Annotated in this window: 17 protein-coding genes; 13 read left to right on the plus strand and 4 right to left on the minus strand. The window is 65.9% G+C overall.

The window, feature by feature from the left end; all coding sequences use genetic code 11:
- Positions 1-4: 4 nt before the first annotated feature.
- Positions 5-1,441: a hypothetical protein gene (locus CH302_RS02225; RefSeq protein ID WP_141216586.1), complete on the minus strand. Its 1,437-nt coding sequence runs from the start codon at positions 1,439-1,441 to the stop codon at positions 5-7.
- Between the two features lie 268 nt (positions 1,442-1,709).
- On the opposite strand from CH302_RS02225, the gene CH302_RS02230 reads away from it, so the two are divergent.
- The 12 genes from CH302_RS02230 to CH302_RS02285 all read left to right on the plus strand — a co-directional run bounded on the left by CH302_RS02230 (position 1,710) and on the right by CH302_RS02285 (position 16,131).
- A complete protein-coding gene (locus CH302_RS02230; protein ID WP_037194242.1) occupies positions 1,710-1,967 on the plus strand; it encodes an acyl carrier protein in 258 nt (85 codons plus the stop codon).
- Between the two features lie 4 nt (positions 1,968-1,971).
- Positions 1,972-3,126 carry an acyl-CoA dehydrogenase family protein gene (locus CH302_RS02235; protein WP_037194029.1) on the plus strand — a complete coding sequence of 385 codons (1,155 nt, stop codon included), beginning with the start codon at positions 1,972-1,974 and terminating at the stop codon, positions 3,124-3,126.
- Positions 3,126-4,073 carry an amino acid--[acyl-carrier-protein] ligase gene (locus tag CH302_RS02240; RefSeq protein WP_037194027.1) on the plus strand — a complete coding sequence of 316 codons (948 nt, stop codon included), beginning with the start codon at positions 3,126-3,128 and terminating at the stop codon, positions 4,071-4,073. The genes CH302_RS02235 and CH302_RS02240 overlap by 1 nt, the downstream gene beginning before the upstream one ends.
- 44 nt (positions 4,074-4,117) lie before the next feature.
- Positions 4,118-5,890, plus strand: a complete 1,773-nt coding sequence (locus tag CH302_RS02245) for an alpha/beta fold hydrolase (protein WP_230596396.1) — start codon at positions 4,118-4,120, stop codon at positions 5,888-5,890.
- Positions 5,887-7,587 (plus strand): lipopolysaccharide biosynthesis protein, encoded by a 1,701-nt coding sequence (locus CH302_RS02250; RefSeq protein WP_176460625.1) that lies wholly within the window; start codon positions 5,887-5,889, stop codon positions 7,585-7,587. The genes CH302_RS02245 and CH302_RS02250 overlap by 4 nt, the downstream gene beginning before the upstream one ends.
- Positions 7,584-8,864 carry a hypothetical protein gene (locus CH302_RS02255; RefSeq protein ID WP_141216587.1) on the plus strand — a complete coding sequence of 427 codons (1,281 nt, stop codon included), beginning with the start codon at positions 7,584-7,586 and terminating at the stop codon, positions 8,862-8,864. Before CH302_RS02250 ends, CH302_RS02255 begins: the two co-directional genes overlap by 4 nt.
- A complete protein-coding gene (locus tag CH302_RS02260) occupies positions 8,861-9,565 on the plus strand; it encodes a DUF998 domain-containing protein (RefSeq protein WP_052047957.1) in 705 nt (234 codons plus the stop codon). The genes CH302_RS02255 and CH302_RS02260 overlap by 4 nt, the downstream gene beginning before the upstream one ends.
- Positions 9,562-10,533: a glycoside hydrolase family 16 protein gene (locus CH302_RS02265; RefSeq protein ID WP_230596395.1), complete on the plus strand. Its 972-nt coding sequence runs from the start codon at positions 9,562-9,564 to the stop codon at positions 10,531-10,533. Before CH302_RS02260 ends, CH302_RS02265 begins: the two co-directional genes overlap by 4 nt.
- 48 nt (positions 10,534-10,581) lie before the next feature.
- Entirely contained in the window at positions 10,582-11,868 is a 1,287-nt protein-coding gene (locus tag CH302_RS02270) for a glycosyltransferase family 2 protein (protein ID WP_037194023.1), read from the plus strand.
- On the plus strand, positions 11,849-14,101 hold the full coding sequence (locus CH302_RS02275) for a hypothetical protein (protein WP_082323786.1): 2,253 nt from the start codon (positions 11,849-11,851) through the stop codon (positions 14,099-14,101). Before CH302_RS02270 ends, CH302_RS02275 begins: the two co-directional genes overlap by 20 nt.
- A gap of 213 nt (positions 14,102-14,314) precedes the next feature.
- Positions 14,315-15,172 carry a glycosyltransferase family 2 protein gene (locus CH302_RS02280; protein WP_082323785.1) on the plus strand — a complete coding sequence of 286 codons (858 nt, stop codon included), beginning with the start codon at positions 14,315-14,317 and terminating at the stop codon, positions 15,170-15,172.
- Positions 15,169-16,131: a glycosyltransferase family 2 protein gene (locus CH302_RS02285; protein ID WP_037194019.1), complete on the plus strand. Its 963-nt coding sequence runs from the start codon at positions 15,169-15,171 to the stop codon at positions 16,129-16,131. Before CH302_RS02280 ends, CH302_RS02285 begins: the two co-directional genes overlap by 4 nt.
- Positions 16,132-16,174: 43 nt before the next feature.
- Here CH302_RS02285 and CH302_RS02290 read toward each other — a convergent pair whose 3' ends face one another.
- Positions 16,175-18,595 carry a glycoside hydrolase family 2 protein gene (locus CH302_RS02290; RefSeq protein ID WP_052047956.1) on the minus strand — a complete coding sequence of 807 codons (2,421 nt, stop codon included), beginning with the start codon at positions 18,593-18,595 and terminating at the stop codon, positions 16,175-16,177.
- Positions 18,592-19,596, minus strand: coding sequence for a DUF1839 family protein (locus tag CH302_RS02295; RefSeq protein ID WP_052047955.1), 1,005 nt, complete (start codon positions 19,594-19,596; stop codon positions 18,592-18,594). Before CH302_RS02295 ends, CH302_RS02290 begins: the two co-directional genes overlap by 4 nt.
- A gap of 358 nt (positions 19,597-19,954) precedes the next feature.
- On the opposite strand from CH302_RS02295, the gene CH302_RS02300 reads away from it, so the two are divergent.
- Positions 19,955-20,893: an endonuclease/exonuclease/phosphatase family protein gene (locus CH302_RS02300; RefSeq protein ID WP_037194017.1), complete on the plus strand. Its 939-nt coding sequence runs from the start codon at positions 19,955-19,957 to the stop codon at positions 20,891-20,893.
- A gap of 22 nt (positions 20,894-20,915) precedes the next feature.
- On the opposite strand, the gene CH302_RS02305 is transcribed toward CH302_RS02300, so the two are convergent.
- Positions 20,916-22,274, minus strand: a complete 1,359-nt coding sequence (locus tag CH302_RS02305; RefSeq protein WP_052047954.1) for an Hsp70 family protein — start codon at positions 22,272-22,274, stop codon at positions 20,916-20,918.
- Between the last annotated feature and the right edge of the window lie 3 nt (positions 22,275-22,277).

Raw genomic sequence — 22,277 nt, forward strand, 5'->3', positions numbered from 1 at the left:
CGGTCTATTCCGGCAGCTCCGCATCGACAGCCGGTAGGTACAACTCGCCGTCGTAGGTGAACACCCGCTCGTACAGGTCCGCGTCGGACAGTCGGGCCGGCCCCAGGACGGGCAACTCGGCGGGACCGGGAGCGGCCCCGTCGGCCGGACCGGCGGCGGCGGAGAGCTGCGCGGCGAACGTGGAATCCACGGGAACCTGCTGCTCGATCAGAGGAGTGGGCGGCGGCGTGTTTCCCCTGGTGAACACCAGTCCCACCACCGCAACGATCAACAGGCTCACGGCGACGAGCACGGACGCATCACGCACCGACCAGGTGCGTGAGCCGCGGCGAACCGGCTCGGCGACGACACCGGGCTCGGGTGAGGGTTCGAGAACCGCGGGTTCGAGTACCTCGGGCTGCAGGAGTGCAGGTTCGTCGAGGTCGACGGCTGCCGGGTCCGTATCGAAGGTGGTCGACGGGATCGTCAGATCCTCGGTCGCGAGCTGGTCGACGGTCAGGCCGTCGACCATCCACTCCTCGACGGTGTCGAGGCCGGTCGTCTCCGGTGCATCGAGTGTGTCGGGTGCATCGAGCGTGTCGGGTGCGGCGAGCACCTCGGGCGCATCGAGCAGTTCCGACGCATCGTCCGGGACAGTGATGATTCCCACATCGGCGTCGAGGGGGGCTTCGACGGGTCTTTCGTCGAGTGCCGCCCCCTTGGCGACGGCCATCGCAGGCGCGTCGGGCACGTGGACGGGGACGTTCCACTTGTCTTCGATGATGGTGCGCACCGCGGGAATGCCTGCACCGCCGCCGATCAGCAGTACTGCGTCGGGGGCCTGCTTGGAGGCCCAGTCCAATGCATCGGAGACGAGCGGGGTGATCTCTCGCTCGAATTCTTTACGGCTGAGCAACATCGGACCGCGGTTGGGTGCCCGGACGCCAACCGACGAGCTGACCAGCTCTTTGAGCTCGCGGAAGAAGGCCTGATATTCCTGATCGCCCTCGGGTCCGACCGGAGCAGGCAGGATGCCCTTGGCCATCACGATGCCTCGAACCACTTCGTCGAAGCGGTCGCCACTGATGTCGACGGTGCGTGCGGTCCACTCGACGTACTCGCCCGCGACATCGAGTGCGGTTGCCGAGAGCCCCTTCTTGCCCAGGTCGACGACCAGCACGTAGTCCTTGTCGGCCAGTTCCGGAACGGTCCGGGCGTAGGCGAGCAAGGCGCGGGACTCCTCGACCATGCGGGCTTTCGGAACAGTGCCGTCGCCGAGGGTCTCCAGCAGCGCCGTCACCGCTGCGGTGTCCCATCCGGCCAGCACGATGTCTTCGAACGGCCCGAGGTCGACGAGCTTGCCTGGCAGCAGGTCGTGTGCGCCCTCGGCATCGATGGAGTCCTCGACGCGGCGGCCGTCGGCGATGTACGCGATGCGCACGGCACCAGTACCCACTGACACCCCGCAGACTCCACCCATCGACCAGACAGTCCTTCACAGATTGTGTTTCGACGCCCGATCCGGCGCCCGTACGAGCCCCCGCTCCACTCGAAGTGTACGGCGGTCAAGAAGCCCGATGCGGGCATCCCGGTAACGCTACTAAACAATCTACGATATTGTTTGGAGGGGTCTGGGGAGACTTTGGGTCGAAAAGGCGCACAGCCAGCCGACCCTGAGTCGACGACGAGGCCGTCCGGTCTCGTGGTTAACGCGATCGGTGGAGGTTTCGATGCAGACGCTCAATGCTCACGACGTGGTTCGAGTGCGAACCGTGCTGGAGAAATTCGGAAAGCTTCCGGTTCCCGTGGAGGGCATCGACGAGGCCGCCGATCTCTACGACAGCGGTCTCACCTCGCACGCCAGCGTCAACGTCATGATCGCGCTCGAGGACGAATTCGACGTCGAGTTCCCCGACACCATGCTGCAGAAGTCGACGTTCGGCAGCATCAGCGCGATCGCCGCGGCCATCGCCCAGCTGACGGACTGAGGCCATGACCACCGTCTACGAGAGCTCGATCGACCAGTCGATCACCGACGTGCTGGCCGTACTGCGGACCTATGCCGACGAGGTCGACCGCGATGCCCGTTTTCCCACCGAATCGGTGGATGCGCTGCGCGACGCCGGCCTGCTCGGGGTCGGAATTCCGCGGGAGTTCGGCGGAGGCGGGGCAACACTGACCGACATCGCCCGGATCTCGCGCGCCCTCGGTGCCGAGTGCGCATCGACGGCGATGATCTTCGTGATGCACCAGTCGCAGGTGCTCAGCATCGTCCGCCACGGCAAGTCCGACGCCATGGCAGACCTGCAGCGTCGCATTGTGACCGATCGCATACTGGTCGCGTCGGCCACCACCGAGATCAACATCGGTGGCGACGTACGTTCGAGCAGCTGTGCGGTGGAGTACGACGGTGAGCAGATCACGCTCAGCAAGAACGCACCGGTCATCTCGTACGGCGAGTACGCACAGATCGTGTTGGCGACGGCGCGGCGCAGCGTCGACAGCCCGCCGAGCGATCAGGTGCTCGTGGTGTGCGAGAAGCCCGACGTGACGCTCGTCAAGACCGGCACCTGGGACACCCTCGGCTTCCGTGGCACCTGCAGCCCCGGCTTCATGCTGGACGCACGCACCACGACGTCGAACATCCTGGGCGACAACTACGGCGATATCTCCGCTCAGACCATGCTTCCGGTTGCGCACGTGCTGTGGGGATCGGCGTGGCTCGGCATCGCCGACGCGGCGGTCACCAAGGCCCGCAAGTCGGTGCAGAAGGCCGCACGCAAGACTCCGGGAACGCCGCCGCCGAGCGCGCTTCGTCTCGCGGAGCTGATGGTGGTGCACGAGCAGTTGGTGGACACGGTGTTCGGTGCCGCAGCCAAGTTCGAGGCCGTCGCCGACAGTCCGGCCGAGCTCGGAGCCATCGGCTTCGCGCTCAAGATCAACAACGTCAAGGTCACCGCGTCGACGCTCGTCATCGACATCGTCGGCAAGGCACTGCAGATCTGCGGCATCTCCGGGTACCGACAGGACGGCGAGATGAGCATCGGCCGTCATCTTCGGGACGCGCACGGGTCCGCGATCATGGTCAGCAACGAACGCATCCTGGGGCACAACGCCCAGCTCTCCCTCGTCTACAAGGGAAAATAATGACCACCACACACTCCGCACCGGAGACAGACATCAGCGAACTCGACTCCGCCCGAGCGTCTTTTCGCGCCGAGCTGATCGACGCCGGCTTGCTGGTACCCAGCTCGATCCCCGGTTTGTACGGGCGCAGTGGCGAATTCGAGGACATCATCGAGTTCGTCGACGCCCGCGTCACCGAGGCCGGGGTCGCCGAGCACGGCCGTCAGGCCACGCGGTTCCGATTCGCTCCGGTCTTCCCCCGGGAAGCGTTCGAGCGCACCGACTACATCGCGTCGTTCCCCAACCTCACCGGTGCCATCAACACGTTCGAGGGCGACAACAAGGAACATGCAGCGTTGTTGGCGGAGAGGTCCGACGGAAAGGACTGGGATCACTTTCTGCATTCGGCGGGCACCATGCTGGTCTCGGCCGCCTGCCATCCGTCGTACTCGATGCTCACCGGCACGCTGCCCGAAGAGGGCACGCTGATGGACATCTACGGCTACTGCTTCCGGCACGAGCCCGCGGTGGATCCGGCTCGGATGCAAGCATTTCGGATGCACGAGTTCGTTCGAGTCGGCACCCCCGACGAGGCGGTCGCACACCGCGAACGCTGGGTACCGCGCGGCCTCCAGGTACTGGCAGATCTGGGACTGGAAGCCGAGGCGGTCATCGCCAACGACCCCTTCTTCGGTCGCGCCGGACGCATGCTCGCGGCGAACCAGCGCAACGAGAACCTCAAGACCGAGCTGGTCGTCAAGCTCTACGGAGATCTCGACGAGGGCACCGCGGTCGTCTCGTGCAACTGCCACCGTGATCACTTCGGGCACACCTTCGGCATCGAGACCGCCGACGGCGAACCCGCCCACAGCGCATGCGTCGGTTTCGGCATGGAACGCATCGCACTGGCGATGCTCCGCACCCACGGACTCGATCGATCGGGCTGGCCTGCCGCACTGCGCAACTGACCGACACCGCTCCACCCGTGTACGTACACGAAGGACTCATTGAAGTGAACTTCTCCCGCACCGCGCCCCGGCGCATCGGCTCAGTTCCCGCCGAGTCCTCTTCGCGTACGGCAGGCGGCAAGTACCCGATGTGGTTCGGCCCGTCCGACTCACCGCTGTTCGGCACCGTCCACGTGCCGTCCGGCGGTCGGGCACGCGGCGGGGTCGTTCTGTGCCCGCCACTCGGCAAGGAGCAGGTCGACTCGTATCGCGGCATGACCCTGCTGGCGCAGAAGCTCTGTGCGCAGGGACTTCTGGTGCTGCGGTTCGACTACCGCGGTACCGGCGATTCGTGGGGCGATCAGGATCAGCCCGGCGCGGTCGCACACTGGCAGCGGAGCATCGTCGAGGCCGTCGACTACGTTCGCGGTTGCGGGGTGACCGAGGTCGGCCTCGTCGGTTTGCGCGTCGGTGCCTTGTTGGCGTGTTCGGTCGCCGCCGAGTGCGGGCCGCTCACCGCGATGACGCTGTGGGATCCGGTCGTCAAAGGACGGTCGTATCTGCACGAGCAGCGCGCACTGTATTCGGTGAGCGTGACCACCGACTCCGACGCAGATCCCAGGGTGTCGATCATCGGCGCTGTGCTGCATCCGGATTCGGCCGCGGACTTCTCCGCGCTCGACGCCGCGAAGACGCAGACTGATGCGCCGGTGCTGGTCGCCACCCGCGCCGAGCGAGGCGATACCAAGCCGGTACGCAAGCTCGTCGAGGCTCTCTCGGCTCAGGAGCACACGCTGACCGCGCACGACGACTTTCTCGAGCCGAGCGATTTCGAGGTCATCATCCCGACGTCCGACATCGCGCACCTCGCGACGTGGACGGCGTCCAAGTTCCCGGCGGTACCCGCCGCCGAGCTCGAGGTGAAGCGTCGGTCGCGGTTCGTGGTCGACGGAATTCACGAGAACATCGAATACCTGGGCGACCAACAGCTTTTCGCGATTCGGTCCACCTCGGATCGATGCCGGGCCGGTGGACCGACCGTGGTGCTGTACCCCACCGCCAACGAGCACCGCGTCGGTCCGGTGCGCATGTGGGTGGAACTGGCCCGGCTCCTGCCTCGATTCGGGGTCTCCACGGTGCGTTTCGATCGACGCGGCACCGGCGAGAGCGGCAGCGTCTGCGACGGGGAGTTGACCCGGCTCTACAGCGACGAGGGCAACGAGGACGCTCTCACCGCCGTCCGACAGTCCGGCACCACCCCGGACAACGTCCTGGTGGCCGGAATGTGCTCCGGCTCATGGTATTCCAGCTTCGCCGCCCGGGAACTGGGGGTTCGTTCCGCGGTCTTGCTCAACACCCTCGACTGGACCACTCGTCGTCTCGAATTCGTCAAACGCTCGTCGATGCACACCGAGGAGACGGGACTGCGGGCTCGCGCACTCGATCGCCTGCATCACTGGGGGGTGGCGACCAAGAATGCACTGCAGCCGCGGATTCCGTATGCCCTGTGGATCTGGCTCGGGCGACGCGGACTGATCCAGGTTCCCGAGATCTCGCTGCGCATTCTCAGCGACCGTCAGGTGCAGACGCGAGTTCTGCTCTCCCCCAGCGACACCGCCTGGTTCGAGACCAACCGGGGCCCGGAGGGAATGCGCCGGCTCCAGCGCCGATCGTCCGTACCCACCGTCACCTCCTTCGAGTCCGGTGATCACTCGCTCTACGGTCGCGATCTGCGAGAGAACGTGCGCGCCGAACTTCTCGCGGCCACTGCTGCTGCCTTCGACATCGAGATCGCCGCACCGTCGCCTCCCGTGCCGGTGGGGAAGGTTCGATTGTGAAGCACCGCGCTCCCAGGATCCTGCCGCCCAAGCACGAACAGCTCGAACAGCTTCGGTGGTATCCGGTCGAACCGGCTCGGTTCGACCTGGGTCTGATGAACAGCCCGACGATGCCGGTGCAGACCGTGCCTCGGCACGATGCCGTGCACTCGGTCGACGTATCTCCGGTCGCCGAGGAGTCCACCCGGCACCCGGCACCCGAGACGGGGCCGGGATCGAAGGCGTCCGATCGCAACCTTGCGCTCAATTCGATGGCCCTGATGCTCTCGACGGCCATCACCGGCGCACTCGGCCTACTGTTCTGGGCTGCGGCCGGCCGGCTCTATCCCGTGGCGGAGGTGGGCAGCGCGTCGGCGGTCATCACCTCCGCGGTGATGCTCTCGACGCTGTCCAATCTGAGCCTCGGTTCGATGTACGAGCGGTTCCTGCCGATCTCGGGCCGGTTGGCCAAGACGTTCATCGTGCGCGGCTACCTCACCGTCACCGCGTTCGCGTTCGTGCTCGGCGGCGGCTTCCTGCTGGTTGCGCCGGTGGACGAGATGTTCACCAACACCGCGGAGATCGTCTCGTTCCCGTTCTTCGTCGCCGTGCTCGCGGTGTTCGCGCTGCAGGATCAGACGTCGTCCGGCCTGGGCGTCGCTCGCTGGGCGGCTGCCAAGAACGTCTTCCACGCCGTCTTCAAGTTCGTCATGCTGTTGGCGCTCTTCGCAACCGAGCGCAGTACCTCGATCATCTCTGCCTGGGCGGTCCCGGCGATCGTGGCGTCGATCTTCGTCCTGCGCGCGATCATGAAGAACGTCCGCACCGAACAGCGGTACGCCGGCAAGCCGGATCTGCCGCCCCGGCGTGAGATGTGGGCCTACTTCGGCTCCGCATACGGCATCACCGCGCTGGGATCGCTCGCTCCGCTGCTGGTGCCGATGATCGTCGTCGCCACCCTCGGCGCCGAGCAGAACGCCTACTTCTCGCTCACCTGGTCGATCGTCAGCGCTCTGTACATTCTGATCAGCGTGTTGATCGGACCGTACGTGGCCGAGGTCGCCGCCCACCCCGAACAGTTCCACCGCCTGACCAAGCGGTTCATGACCCTGGTGTGCATCGTCGCGGTGGGTGGGTCGATCTTCCTGGCCTTCTTCGCACCGTTCGGTCTGGGGTTGATCGGCCAGGGCTACCGCGACCAGGGCACCATCATCGTGCAGCTGGCCGCGCTGACCATCCCGCTCTCGGTCGTCGGTTCCCTCTACGACGGTTTGGCGCGGGTCCGCCGACGCATGCGATTGGCCGTGATCGTGCAGGTCGTGGCCACCTCGATCATCATCGGCGGATCGATCGGCCTGTCGTCGTCGATGGGCATCGCGGCCGTCGGCTGGGCGTACCTCGCCGCAGAGGCGTTCGGTGCCGTCGTGCTGATCGTGCCGCTCGTGCGCTGGATCCGCGAGCTGTCCGCAGGCAGCTCCGGCGAGTCCGGTGACGACCAGGGCCCGTCGGGCTCCCCCGGACCCCGCGGGCCCATCGACGACAGCGACGCCCGTGCACCTCGATCGCGTCATCGAGAGCCTCGCCACGGCGAGCCCCGACACGCCGAACCTCGACACCGTGAACCGCCTCGCCGCGAGCCACAGGACGGTCCGCCGCCCCTCGACGAATCGTCACCGCGTCGCATCCCTGTCCACGCCCAGCACAGGACGGCACCATGACTCAGACATATCGCGCCAGTTCGTTGGACATGCTGCGGTCCGATTCGCGCATCGTGACCGTGCTGGGACCCGCCGACTTCGGCGATCTTGCACGAGTGCAGAGCCGGGTACTGGCCCTGGCCTCGATCGGTCCTGCGACGCGGCTGGGTCTGCGCGCCGACCAATCTTCGGCGCGCTGGGTCTACGAGCCGGAGCGGGTACTCGAGCACATCGCCGAGGGACCCGCCGTCGGTCACGAGCAGTTGGCCAAGGAACTCACCGTGTTCTCGCACGCGTCCGTGCCCGAAATTCCTCTTCGACTTCGTCTGGCGGGTCGCTACCTGTTCCTCGATCTCAATCACGGTCTCGGCGACGCTCTGTTGCCGGTCGATCTGTTCGCGTACCTGGCCGACGCACGCCCCGACGCACCGCTTCCGACGTGGGCAGACAGTGCCGTCGACGGCCATCCACTTCGAAAAGCACTGCTGCGGTGGGTCGTTCGAAATCCCAGGAACGTCGTCGACACGCTCTACGACCGCGTACGTCCCGGCTCGAAGCGCGAATCCACGGTCATGGCCGCCGCACCCGACACCGCATCGCCGACGGCTTTTCGGCCGTGGGCACCGTCCGCTGCGGTGGCCACCGTGGTGACGCCGTCGGGTACCACCGATGCGATCCGGCAGTGGCGAGAATCCCACCTGCCCGGCGCGAGTGTCAGCGCGGTGATGTGCGCGGCCGTGGCCGCGGCGTTCGCGCGCACATCGTTCTCGCTCGATCGTTCCGCAGCTTTTCTCTTCGACTGCCGCCGCTACCTACCGCCGTCGGCGGTCGTGCTCGGTAACTTCGCTGCCGGGATCCGGTTCTCGGACATCGATCCCACCTCGGCCGGGGAGGTGCACGGGGCACTGTCCGGTGCCATCGCCAAGGGCCGTCCGATCGCATCCGCGACGATCAGCACCATCAAGTACAAGCGCGAACACAAGGCCGTCTCCGGGGTGTTCGGCGACCGCGTCCCGGTGGATCCGAAGGTCCAGCTCATGTACTCCGATCTCGGTAGAGTCAGGCAGTTGGAGCAGATCTCCTGGGTTGCCGAGCCCGCCGACCGCGCCTTCTTCGTGATCGCCGATCCGGGCCAACCGGAGTCGGTGATGATCACGATGGAGACCATCGATTCGGTCGTCTTCGTCTCGGCGTCGTTCCACGACAATGTTTTCGACAGCCACACCGTGCAATCCGCACTCGATCTCGTAGCAGCGAACCCCCTCGCATTGCTGGCCCCTCAGGAGAAGACTGCATGACCACCGAAGCGAAGCGCCCCACGAAACCCGAAGCGAACCGGCCATCGTCGAGCACGCAGGCACCGGTGCGATCGGGCTTCGTCGCCCATGTCGCTCGTTGGGCAGGGTTGTCGGTGGTGCAGTTCGTCCTCGTCGAGTACATCGTCTCGGCCACGTGGCGCGGGCTCTACAGCTACCGAAACAACTACATCAGCGAACTCGGAATCCCGTTCTGCGGTCCCACCGGCAACTGGCCGTGCAGCCAGCTCTACGTCCTGCTCAACGCCTCGATGGTGTTGTTCGGTGTGGCGATCGCGGCAGTGGGCGCATCCTGGTACATCGTCCGCCGGATCGACGGTAGAGCCGCGTCGTTCTTCCTCGTCGCAGGCGTGGGTGCCATCACCGCAGGCGTCGTCAACCAGGGCGTGAACTACCCGATCCATTCGTTCGGTGCCACCGCGTTCTTCGTCTTCGGAAACTTCGGCCTCGTCATCGCCGGCGGGCATCGGAGTCTGCGACGCAGCATTCGCACCGTCGTGACCGCACTCGGTGCCGTCGGTCTGGCCGGATACTTCGCCTACATGAGCGGGCACGAATTCGGCCTCGGCATCGGCACCATGGAACGCATCGCCACCTATGCCCTTCTCGTGGGCATAGTCGTGCTGTCGGTCTCGCAGTTCAACGCGACGCGAGTACCGAAGAACGTCGACGAGACCGCGTGAGTCGTCACGCCGCATCGAGCCGAGAGTCCGGAGCGGGGACCGTCGAGGTTTCGCGGCTACCCGGAACCGGGCTCATCGTCGAGCCTCCACGACGGCGCTGGCCGTCCGTTCTGGCGTTCCTCATCGTCCTGGGATTGGTTGTGACCGGCACCGTGTACGGGATGACGCACCGCTCCGATCCCGGCGGCACTGCGCAGGGCACAGTCGACGCCACCTCCACGACGTCGGCGTCCAACACTGCAGCCACCAAGCCCGGATTCACCGTCTACGACGACTTCTCGGGGACGGCGGGCGATGCGGTGGCGGACGACCGGTGGAGTCACGATGTCGGACAGACCGGTTGGGGCAACAACGAGAAGCAGGACTACACCGATTCGACCGAGAACTCGTCTCTCGACGGCGACGGCAACATGGTCATCAAGGCCATGCGCAACGGTGATGGGTACACCTCGGCCCGAGTGACCACCAAGGACAAGTTCGAGTTCACCTACGGCCGCATCGAAGCTCGGATCAAGATGCCCGCCGGAGCAGGCCTGCATCCGGCGTTCTGGATGCTCGGTACCGACCTGGACTCCGTCGGCTGGCCGCTCTCGGGCGAGATCGACGTCATGGAGACGCTGAACCAGGCCGATCAGTACCACACCGGAATCCATGCCCCCCAACCCGATTCGTTGACGAGTCAGAAGGTCGACGCGGGCGGAATCCCGCCGGAGCCGCTGTCCGAGAACTTCCACACCTACTGGGTCGAGCGTTCACCGGGTCGCGTGACCACCGGTATCGACGGCACCACCTTGGCCACCGTCACTCCTGACGACCTGATCGGCGGCGACGACTACTGGGTCTTCGACAAGCCGTTCTTCCTGCTGTTCAACGTCGCCGTCGCCGGCGACTGGCCCGGTCCAACCGACAACTCCACGCCGTTCCCGGCGACCATGACGGTCGACTGGGTGCGGTATCGCGCCGACTGAGACTCCGCTCCACCTGCCCGTACGTGTCACCCCGAAAGGACCCTCCCCGTGTTACCTCCCGCGCTCCCCAGACTCCAGTCTCCCGAATGGGACGGTGCCGTGTGGATCGGTGACATCGACCTGGAGCAGGATCTGCCGGAGTCTCTCGCCCTCGACGATTCCGACGGTTACCGCCGCGCCCGGCTGTTGATCCGACGCGGACTGGACCCACTGGGCTTCGTCGAACTCGATGTCGTCGACGGCGCGATCGCGGCGGAAGACGCGCGACGGGCGGCCATGTCGCTCGCCCAGGTTCCGATGCCCGACGCTCTGCCCGACCCCGATCGGGCGCTGCCGCCGATCACCGTGGTGATCTGTACTCGCGACCGAGTCGACCATCTGAAGGGTGCGCTCGCGTCGGTGTCCGCTCTGGACTACCCCGACTTCGAGGTGGTCGTCGTCGACAATGCATCCCCGACCGATGCCACACAGCAGTACGTTCGCGGGCTGGGCGACCCCCGTGTTCGTGTCGTGTCCGAGCCGACGGCAGGTCTGTCCAGGGCCAGGAACACGGGGTTGCGGGCGGCCCGACACGACATCGTCGCCTTCACCGACGACGACGTCGCCGTCGACGCGAGGTGGTTGCGCAGCATCGCGCGCGGCTTCGGGCGGGCCGATCGGGTCACGTGTGTGTCCGGCATCGTGCCGAGTGGGGAGATCAGAACTCAGGCGCAGGCGTATTTCGATCGTCGTGTCGGGTGGGCGAGTTCGGTGACGCCTCGGGTCTACGACCTGAAGAACCCCCCGGCCGACGTGCCGCTGTTTCCGTTCCAGGTCGGGATGTACGGAACCGGAGCCAATTTTGCGGTCGACCGCGGCCGGATGTTCGATCTGGGAGGATTCGACGAGGCACTGGGAGTGGGATCCCCGACCAACGGCGGTGAGGACCTCGACATGTTCTTCCGGGTCTTGATGGCCGGCGACAAGCTCGTGTACGAACCTGCGGCCATCGTGTGGCACCGTCACCGCGCCGATTCCGAGGCGTTGGCGGTGCAGGCGCGCGGGTACGGGCTCGGGCTCGGTGCGTGGCTGTACACGGTCGCCACCGACCGCAGATCGGCGACGCTGGCCGCCACGGTGGCCGTCCGCCGACTCGGCAGCGCAGTTCGGTTGTCGGCCAAGATGAGCAAGGTCGCCTCCCCTCCCGACGATCTCGCTGCCGACCTGCCCGACGGCATCGGCCGGATGGAACTGCTGTCCATCGCCAAGGGCCCCGCGGCCATCCGGCGCAGCAGACGCGAAGGGCGCGAGCGCACTCCTCTGGCGGGGGTGAGCCGTGAACCTGTCCTCGACTGATTCCGGATACCGATCCATCGCGGATCTGCGGCACAAGCTGTTCGTCCCGTCCGACTGGACCGTCGACTGGCCCGTCGGCACCACCGACTCCGCTGCAGGCACTCGGCGGCGTGCGGGTAGCCGATTGCGCTACTCCGACATCAGCGTTCTCGCCGCCCTGTCCGGTCTGGCCTCGATGATCGCGCTGCCGACGCTGGTTCGCGTCGTGCTTCTGACGGTCCTGTTGTTCTTCGGACCCGGTGCCGCGATCCTGTCGTGGGTGCGTATCCCGCGCACCGCGGTTCCTGCGGCCCTGCCGATCCTGAGCATCTCGGTGGTGACACTGATGGTGTCGGTGGCGATGTGGGGATACCGCTGGTCGCCCCGGATGTGGACGTTGTGGCTGTGTCTGGCCCTGATCGGCTCGTCGGTGTTGTGGTACCGCAAGCACGGCCGTCCCGACCTGCCGGTGTGGCTCTCGCGGGCCCGTGAGGTCGTCTCACCGTCGTCGCGAACGTCCGCCCTCGCCTCCGTGAAATTCGTCCTGACCGACCGCGAGACGTTGCGACGCAACGTTGCCGGCCTGATTCTGGCGCTGGCGTTCTTTCTGTGGCTGCCACTGTTGCCGGGTCTCGAGCGCGCGACGTACTCGCAGTTCGGACTGTTGACCGCCGGAACCGGCCCGGGACTGGTGCTGTGCATGGTTCTGATCATGGCGGCGTTCCTGATCGCGTTGCGACGTCATCAGCTGCGCACCATGCTGGTCGCCATCGGGCTGGCCATCGCGGTACAGCGATTCACCGTCACCCTCGTCACCTCCGCTCCGATCTACGACTGGACGTACAAGCACGTCGCCGTCACCGAGTTCGTGCTCGATCTGAACCGGCTGGCTCCGAGCGGCGTCGACATCTACAGCGAGTGGCCCAGTTTCTTCCTCGTCTCGGCCTGGTTCCAACACGTCACCGGATACGACACGCTGTCTCTGGCGCACGTGTTCGCGCCGATGATCCACGTGGTGCTCGCGGCAGCCGTGTACGGACTGGCGCGGGTCATGAAGTTCGACAAACGCGCAGCGATCACGGCGGCGATGCTCGCCGAGGTCATCAACTGGGTCGGCCAGGACTACTACTCACCGCAGGCCTGGGCCCTACTGCTCGCCGTGGGCTTCCTGGCGCTGTTGATGTCCTCGTCGCTCACCCGAGCCGCGGCGTTCCTGTCGATCGTTCCGTTCGCGGCCCTGGTCCCCACGCACCAGCTGACGCCGTACTGGCTGATGGCCGTCGCCGGCGTACTGCTGGTGACGCGACGAGCCAAGCCGTGGTGGTTGATGATTCCGCTCGGCATCATCTTGCTGGGATACCTGTATCCGCGACTGCCGATCGTGGCGCCGTACGGACTTTTCCAGGGGTTCGACCCCGTGCAGAACGCCGCGAGCAACGTCGAGGCGGAGGGCGTGCTCGGCAAACAAATCACGTCACTGGTCTGCCGCGCACTGTCCGGCGGGGTGTTCGTGTTGGCGTTCGCCTCGGCGATCTACGCCTGGCGCACCAAGAAGACGTTCTGGGCACCGATGGTGATGGCGTTCGGGTCGATCATGCTGCTCGCAGGGCAGAGCTACGGCGGCGAGGCGATCTTCCGGGTGTATCTCTACGCGATCCCCGGCTGCGTACTGCTGATCACGCCGATGTTCCTCGCACTGTTCGATCGCACACCGTCCCAGGATCGCCCGTCCCGAGCCCGCAGGCTCACCGCACGGACATCGGTTGCGGTCGCCACGGCCGGGGCCCTCGGCTCCGCCGTGCTGGGCCTGCAGAGCTACTTCGGCCTGTGGCCGATCGTGCTCGAACATCGCGAACAGATCGACGACGCCCGAGCGGTGGCCGCGGCGTCGCCGTCCGGCACCTCGATCACGATGCTGTACTCCTCGGGCTACCCGGCCCGGTCGACGTCGGATTACGGACGGCTGACCGAGGCGAACGAGTACTGGGACGTACCGCTCTACGCGCTGGGCCCCGAGTACATGGAGGGCTTCCCGACGCCCGAGAAGCTGGGCCAGATCGACTACAACGCGTCGATCAGCGACACACCCACCTACATGGTCCTCACCCGTCAGTCACTCGAGGCGATGCAGTACTACGGGTTCGTCGCCGACGATGCGGTCGCTCGTTTCCGCCAGTGGCTCGCGACAAATTCGGCGTGGTCGGTGCGGTATCAGGACGTCAATACGATCGTCTACCAATACCGATCTCGTTGATTCGCGTCACAAACTATGACGTGTATCTCCAAACAATCTCCCAGTTGGTTTGTTTGCAGCTTGACAAACTCGTAGCTTCTTTTAAGCTTGCTTTCAGTCAAAGGAAACAGGTTCTTGCGCTTCAGAACGATCGCGAGGCACTGTCTGTGGATGCGGCGGGGGTCGATTCACGGAGCTCGGAGACATCTGCCCATCGCACTCGACCCATGTGGAATGGATATGTTGAATCGTCAGAATCCCCGCGTCAGTGTCGTCATCCCGACGCTCAACGAGGCCGCGAACCTTCGTCACGTCCTCCCCCTGCTCTCACACGACTACGAGCTCGTGCTGGTCGATGGTGGATCCGTCGATGGCACCATCGACGCCGCTCGCGAGATCCGCGGTGACATTCGCATCATCAAGCAGACCCGCAAGGGCAAGGGCAACGCGCTCGCCTGCGGCTTCGAGGCCGCTACCGGCGACATCATCGTCATGTTCGACGCCGATGGCTCAGCCGATGCTGCCGAGATCCCGCGCTTCGTCGACGCCTTGATCGCCGGTGCCGACTTCGCCAAGGGCAGCCGGTTCTGCGAAGGCGGCGGAAGCCACGACATCACGCCGCTGCGCCGCGCAGGCAACGGTGGACTGCACCTCGTGGCCAACACGCTCTTCGGAACTCGCTTCTCGGATCTCTGCTACGGCTACAACGCCTTCTGGCGCGATCTGGTGCCGGTCCTCGACCTGCCCGTCGTCGATCAGCCGGGTGCCGAGGGCATGATGCTCTGGGGCGACGGTTTCGAGATCGAGACCATCATCAACTGCCGCTTCGCCGAGGCGTCCGTGCGCATCGAAGAGGTGCCGAGCGTCGAGTTGGCTCGCATCTACGGTCAGAGCAACCTGCGGACCTTCTCCGACGGCTTCCGGGTGCTGCGCACTCTGATGACCGAACGCATGCGTGCCCGCAGGATCAAGCGCAAGTCCATCGCTCGCCCGTTGCGGGAGTCGATCGACGCCCGTACCGACATGGACCTCGAGTTCGAGGCTCTGGAGTCGTACAACGAGGTTCTCGAACTTCGCGAGAAGACGGCGTGAGTCTGCCGACTTCCTCGGTAGTCATCTGCGCATACACGTTGGCTCGATGGTCCGAACTCCGGACCGCCGTGACGGCCGTCCTCGACCAGGATGTGCCTGCCGACGAACTGATCATCGTCATCGATCACAACGCGCAACTGGCGGAACGGGCACACGACGAGTTCTCGCCGCTGCACCGGACCGTGAACGTGGTGGAGAACAACCACCCTCGCGGCCTCTCCGGAGCGCGCAACACCTCGCTCGATCTCGCGACCGGTGAGATCGTCGTCTTCCTGGACGACGACGCCTCACCGCGCACCACGGAATGGCTCGGAGCCATTCTGTCCCATTACTCGGATGATGCCGTGTACGCCGTTGGGGGCTCTGCATACCCGGTATGGCCGGACAAGCGTCCGGCCTTCTTACCGGCCGAGGTAGTGGGTGAACCCGGCGAACTCGATTGGGTCGTCGGGTGCACCTACCGCGGGCAGCCGACGGAAACCGCTCAGGTCCGCAATCTCATGGGCGCGAACATGTCGTTCCGCCGTGAGCCCGTCGTCGCACTCGGCGGATTCGTCTCCGGCATCGGCCGGATCGGACGCGTCCCGCTCGGCTGCGAGGAGACGGAGCTGTGCATCCGTCTGCGCCAAACGCATCCCGATGCACAGATCGTGTTCGATCCCTCGATCGTCGTCGATCACACGGTCAGTGCAGACCGCACTCGTCCGCGCTATCTCATCACGCGCAGCTACGCCGAGGGCGTGTCCAAGGCCGCCATCGCCCGGTTGATCGGGTCCGAGGACGCCCTGTCCTCGGAGCGGGCCTACACCGCCAAGATCCTGCCTCGCGCGGTCGGCCGGGAGACCAGCGCTGCTGCGCGCGGCAACCCGGTACGCGCCTGGGGTGCGATGGCCGTGGTGGCAAGCGTCGGCGCAGCCGGAATCGGCTATGCCCGAGGGAAACTCAGCACGAGCCGCTAGCGGCACGTGCACGGCTCGGGCCATGGACTGAATTCGTAGCCCACTACGAACTTCTGCTCACGACCTTCGGTGCCACCGACGCACGCTCCATGGAGTTCAGCGCGCGCACATGTCCCCGCGGTGCACTCGCGCCACGACTGACGAGAGTCAGCGTGCGAGGTTCGTTCGGTGCCAGGTGGAACCACGAGTCGGACACCTCGAAGCCCTCGATGTCGACGCAGACGTACTGCGCCGGCCAGTCGGACCGGACGGTCAGTTCCCATGTCCCAGAATCCTTTTCGACGACATCCACGGTCAATCCCACCGTGTTCTGACGGCTCTGCGCGCCGACGAGTGCGGTGGTTCGCGTCACCTCGATGCCGTTGTCGTCCAGGAACAGAACGGTGACGGCGGAGTAGGTTCGGCTGCCGAAGCGGTAGGCATGGTTGACGTCGGTGAAGGTGCCGACGATGGAATCCACCGTCAGTGCGATGGATCCATTTGCCGGGGCGTTCACCGTGCGCTCGAACTCGTGGCTGCCGCGCAAGGCGTGCAACACCACTCGAATACTGCCCGAGCGCGCCGGTCCGTCGTTGACCAGTTCCACCGAGTAGCCGTCGAGTCCGTTGTCGGACAACAGCAGTGCCACCGGGGCGCTGGCCCGCGCCAACGCGTAGAAGGGTGCCTTGGGCACACCGGCGGTGTCGACGATGCCCCAGCCTGCGCCGGGCACCGTGTCTCGCAACGTCAGAACGAGGGCTCCGGCGCACCCCGAGGATGCTCGACGCCAGTGGCCGAACGCTTCGGTGAACGCTTCGACGATCGCCGCCCTACCGTAATCGAGGTACAGCTCGGCGTCGTCCCGCCGGATCAGGTGTGGATCGACGCCGAAGATCGTGCGTACGTAGTGATCTCGCACGTCTTCGAAGTCCCAGGACGAGCCACGGTCACGTGGGACGGCGGCCTTCCAGTCCGGGTGGTGACCGGCGACGGCCGCGGACCCGAAGAACTTCTCCACCTGCGCCCGTTCCGGGGGGACCGCGAAGGCCAGGCACTCTGCCGCGAAACGCACTCCGGCAGTTCGGATATCGGACAGTGGGCGCAGGTATCCGCCCACCCCGAAGTAGTGCGCGATGCCGTCACCCACATGGGTGTGCAATTCCCCCTGAGCGCTGGACGGGCTCGATGTCACATACGCCACAGCGGGCAGGCGATCTGCCAAAAAATCAGGAACAACGCTGTCCAGCAGCTCCATTCGTTGATCCTCGGCTGCGAGACCCAACATCGTGGGTTGCTGCTGAGTCTCACTTCCGCCGCTGACGACCATCAGGGCGGGGTTGGCGGAGACGATGTCGGCGAACGCGTCGAGCTCGCGGGTGACTGCCGCGGTGTACGTGTCGTCGGTGGGCGGGTCGATGGTGCCGAACATGACGTCCTGCCACACCATGATGCCCAGTTCTGCACACAGGGACCAGAATTCGGGCTGCTCGTACACCAGGGTGCCGACGATGCGCACCATGTTCAGGCCCGCCGATCGGAGCTGCTCGAGAGCAGCCCGCAGGTCGGCCTCCGGCGACCACAGCCGCACCGGGTCCAGCGGGGTCCACGTTCCTCCGCGGCAGAAGATGTTCTCGCCGTTGACCGTCAGTACTGCGCCGCCTGCAGTACGGTCCAGCTCGATCGTGCGAAACCCGACGAATCCCATGGGATGGACGATGCCGTCCACCTCGAGTGCGACGCGGTACGTTCGCGGTCGGCCGTGCGTGTGCGGCCACCAGAGTTCGACGTCGGGCAACGTCACCGCCCGGTCGATGCGCTCGACGGTTCCGAGCTCGAAGGCCCTGTCGTCGATCAGAATTCGAGCCACCCCGGGAGCATCCAGGTCGGCGCGCAGTGTGACGACGCCGTCCGTACCCGATACCGACGTCCTCAGGTCGACGCGACGAACGTCCGGGATCACCGTCATGGACACCGGACGCCACGGCCCGACGGGTACCGGAAGGGGCCCGTACACGGGTGCGCGACCGAGCATCGTCGTCCGCTCGTGTCGCAGCCCCTGCGCGGCGATCAGTGACGATCGCCACCGACCGCGGGGGCGTCGAGACTTCAGATGTGCTGCCAGCGATTCGACGTGGACGGCGATAGCGACGGTGTCACCACAGTCCGTCAGATCGAGAGTCTCGGGAACGAACATCGACGCCACGGTTCTGCGCTGGACACCATCGATCCAGATCTGCGCACGGGTCGCGATGCCATCGAATCTCACTCGAACCCGGCGATGGCCACCGGTGGGGACGTCGGCGACGAACCACCAGTCGTGATCGTCCGGATTCACCGCGAGTGAGTCTCCGAGCGCGCCGGCAACCGTGCCCGGCACCACTGCGTCGACCCAGTCGAGATCCTCGCGTAGGTCCTCGGGGTGAAGAACGGAACCGGCGTCGGTTCGGGCCAGCCGCCACCGAGCGCCGTCGAGCAGATCGATCACGTGCTCAATGCACCTGCAACGATGTCCATGGCGGCCGTCCAGTTCTTGCTCATCTCGATCAGCGGCTCGTCGAGCACCACATCGCGGCCACGTGCGGCGCGCGCCATCCGGAATTGAACGGCCTTGGCACCGGAGGCGGCGTCGAGGAAGTGCGGCGCCGCGGCGGCGGCTCCCGTCACGCCGCGACCTTCGAGGTACCGCACGTAGTTGGCCGCCAGTTCTGCCGTGGCACCGAATTGCCGGAGCAGGCCGAACGACCACAGGTGGAAGGCGTCGGGTCCCGCGGTCTGCACGAGCGGGATGTCGGCGATGATGCGGCGGGCCAGCGCGTCGACGGGGTTGCCCGGAGCGCGGCGCGCCAGGTGTGCGCGAGCGACGTCGAGGTCACGGTCACCGAAACCGGCGTCGAGAACTGTCGAGTCCACTCGGATCTGCTCGACGTAGGGCAGCAGCACCTCGGCGTGCGGTTCCGGAGCGAGATTGAAGATCCCGTCGAAATCGGCCCCGGTGAGCTCGAAATAGCCGCGATTGTGGAAGTACCCCATCACCTTGCCGTCGCGATCGACGAGGTTCGGCACGATGGTGGTCTTGGTGTGCTGGTTGCGGTAGCTGGTCCCCGCGGTGTCGGGCAGCCAGAAGCCGTCGACCTCCACGGTGACGTGGATGCCGTCTTCCAGGCCTTCGACGACGTGCTCGAGCACAGGACGCCACACGTTCATCTCGGCGACGCCGATGCCGTACAGGGTGCGTAGGTCCTCGGGCGCGATCTTCACGAAGTCCCACTGTCGCCCGTCACAGCCGGCGCTCAGCACGAAGGCGAGAGCGGGTGTGGGATCTGCACCGAACGAGTGCAGAACTTCGATCCACAGGTCGACGTAACAGTTGGTTTCGGTCCAGATGCGGTCGTGATTGTGTATCGGGTGTGGTCGGTAACTGATGGGGTCGAGTTCCAGGACTCGTAGGCTGGTCCCGAGCCTGTCCAGCACTGCATCGTTCGACATGAAGCCTCTCCTACCGGATCGAATGTCGGACGGTCCCCGAGCCGCATTTGTCCGTATTGCCTGTATCCAGGCCCCTAATCCTAACGAATCGGTTTGTTCTTCGCACTCGATCGGACGGTAGGATTGTTTTTGCCCGCACGAACTACTTCCAGGGCCACCATCTCGACAGCAGCGACATCCGACCCCGGTAACGGGGGCAGTCACAGAGCGAGCAGTCGGTTCCGCGCCGGTAATGCCGGTGCGCAGCCTGTTCGTGATGACACTTGCATACTGGCTCTGAGCTGGGCACATGCCGAGTGTAGACAACACCTGACACATCCACGCCCAACTCGGGCACGCAATAGGAGGCACGAGCACGATGCGCCGATTCGCATCCAGCGCAGCGCTGGTCATCGGCTGGGCTCTGCTCGCCGTCGTCTTCGGAATGTTCCTCGTTCGCCAGATCGGTGTGACGGAGATCACTTTTGTTGCGTTCGTCGTCGGGGCTCCGTACCTCGGTGTCGCCTCGATCGCCGCCGTGATCCTGTTCGCCGCAGCGCGCTCCCGCATCGGGTCGGCCGTCGCAGTACTGATCACCGTCGCCGTCGTCGGCGTTCAGGTGCCGATGTACCTGTCCGACGGCCCGGACAACACCGGACCCGAATTGTCGGTCCTGACGATCAACGTCGCACACGGCGACGCCGACGCAGCGTCCATCGTCGACGCGGTGCGCACCCACGACGTCGACATTCTCGCGGTCCAGGAACTGACCCCGGAAGAAGTGACCGATCTGCAGGCCGCCGGCATCGACGACCTCCTGCCGTTCTCCTTCACTGCTGCCCTACCGGTGGCCGATGGCACCGGGCTGTGGAGCCGCACCCCGCTGACCGACGGCACCCGCCTCGACAACTTCGGATTCGTACCGGTCCAGGCGAAGACCACCGTCGACGGGCAGGATCTGACCGTCGTCTCCTTCCACGCGATGTCGCCTGCCACACCGCGCCACACCACCGAGTGGGACGCCGACCTGGCCAGGATGCGGTCCATCATGGAGACCTATCAGGGCACCGTGCTCGTCGCGGGCGACTTCAACGCCACCAACGACCACCGGCAGTTCCGCACCTTGGCATCGTCCCCGTTCTCCGACGCGGCAGACGGGGCAGGCGCGGGCCTGTTCCGCACGTTCCCGTCGGAGCGTCCGCTCGCGCGGCTGGACCATGTGGTGACGAGCGAGAACGTCCGCGCTCGGTCGGTCGAGCCGTTGGCGATCCCGGACAGCGATCACCTGGCGGTTCTCGCGGAGTTGCAGCTGCCCTGATCCGGGCGGGCACCGACGCGAGCTAGAAGCGCGGCAACTCGATCACCGGCGCCGGAGGCAGCTGGATCTGCGGCAGCTGAATCTGCGGCAGGCCGGGGATCAGCGGCGCCGGGGCGGGAGCAGGCGCGGGTTCAGCGGGCGGCACGTATTCCGGCTCGGAGTAGGTGCGAGCCGGGGCCTGAGCGGCCTCGGTGGTCGGCGGCACGGTGGTGGTCGGCGGCGCTGTGGTGGGTGGCGCGGTCGTCCTCGGCGTCGTGGGCACTGCAGTGGCAGGTGCGCTCGTCTCGGCCGGTGCACTAGTCGGTTCCGTCGAACTGCCGCCGTAACCGAGGGACAACCCGAGTGCAGCGATGGCGACGAGGCCACCTGCGACGAGTACCGCGCCGCGGACCTTGCGCTTGGAGTCGGCAGGCTTGTCGGCAGCGGGCTCGGGGCTCAACCAATCGGGAGCCCCGGTCAGCGATGCGGGGTCGGACGGAGACTGTCGAACGCCCGGTTGTTGGCTCGGTCGACGCGGTGCGTCGGCCACCGGAGTCGCGAGCAGCGCCGCACCGCGTGCGGCCACCGATTCCGGGTTCGCCGGGGTGACGACGGGAAGGCCGATCCACGCACTGAGAATCGACTCCACCAGTGGAATGCGTGCCCCGCCGCCGATGAGGAAGAGAGCGTCGACATGCTTGGGTGAACGACCGATCACGTCACGTACCAACCGCGCCGAGTACTCGATGGGAACGGTCACCAGAGACTCGAACGACTCACGCGAGATCAGGATCACGCCGCCGTCACCGGGCAGGCACACCGCGCCGCTGGTCGAGAGCTGCTCCTTGGCCACGCGGCACCGCGCGGTGAACTCGCTCAGTTCCTGGTTGTCGGCAATGTCGACGCCCTGCTTGGCGAGCTGATTGTCCGAGATGAGGCGATCGAAGTCGTCGCCGCTGATGTCGATGGTGCGCTCGGCGAGCAGAACCTGCCCGGTACCGCGATCGATCACGCTGATCGTCAATCCGGAGCTGCCGAGATCGTAGAGAGCGATGGTGCCGAAGTGCCCCAGCTCGCCCGACGCCTCGAGGTACTGCAAGGCCGCGCGCGCCTCGGGAACCAGTCGGTAGTTGTAGAGGCGCTGACTCGCCATCGCCTGCTGGATCTCGCCGAACTGCTGCTGGTCCCGATACGCGACGCCTGTCGCTTGCACCGGTCCACCGTCGCCCGGCTGCGAGAGCACGACGCCGATCGATTCGGCGGCCAATTCCTCCGCGCGGTCCCAGTAGGCGTCGACGGTGTCGTGGTGGAAATCGAGGCGACCCGAATCCTGAGGGCGCGCGTCGGGACGAGCCATGCGCACGGCACTGGCCCCCACCGACACACCGAGAACTTCGGTCATTAC

It is taken from the genome of Rhodococcus sp. 15-2388-1-1a (genome assembly GCF_002259145.1).
Classification (GTDB): Bacteria; Actinomycetota; Actinomycetes; order Mycobacteriales; family Mycobacteriaceae; genus Rhodococcoides.

What these genes read in the sequence shown, in the direction of transcription:
- CH302_RS02235 (WP_037194029.1), top strand. Translation starts at nt 1,972, where the DNA reads ATGACCACCGTCTACGAGAGCTCGATCGACCAGTCGATCACCGACGTG.
- CH302_RS02300 (WP_037194017.1), top strand. Translation starts at nt 19,955, where the DNA reads ATGCGCCGATTCGCATCCAGCGCAGCGCTGGTCATCGGCTGGGCTCTG.
- CH302_RS02260 (WP_052047957.1), top strand. Translation starts at nt 8,861, where the DNA reads ATGACCACCGAAGCGAAGCGCCCCACGAAACCCGAAGCGAACCGGCCA.
- CH302_RS02305 (WP_052047954.1), bottom strand. Translation starts at nt 22,274, where the DNA reads ATGACCGAAGTTCTCGGTGTGTCGGTGGGGGCCAGTGCCGTGCGCATG.
- CH302_RS02280 (WP_082323785.1), top strand. Translation starts at nt 14,315, where the DNA reads ATGGATATGTTGAATCGTCAGAATCCCCGCGTCAGTGTCGTCATCCCG.
- CH302_RS02255 (WP_141216587.1), top strand. Translation starts at nt 7,584, where the DNA reads ATGACTCAGACATATCGCGCCAGTTCGTTGGACATGCTGCGGTCCGAT.
- CH302_RS02230 (WP_037194242.1), top strand. Translation starts at nt 1,710, where the DNA reads ATGCAGACGCTCAATGCTCACGACGTGGTTCGAGTGCGAACCGTGCTG.
- CH302_RS02295 (WP_052047955.1), bottom strand. Translation starts at nt 19,596, where the DNA reads ATGTCGAACGATGCAGTGCTGGACAGGCTCGGGACCAGCCTACGAGTC.
- CH302_RS02240 (WP_037194027.1), top strand. Translation starts at nt 3,126, where the DNA reads ATGACCACCACACACTCCGCACCGGAGACAGACATCAGCGAACTCGAC.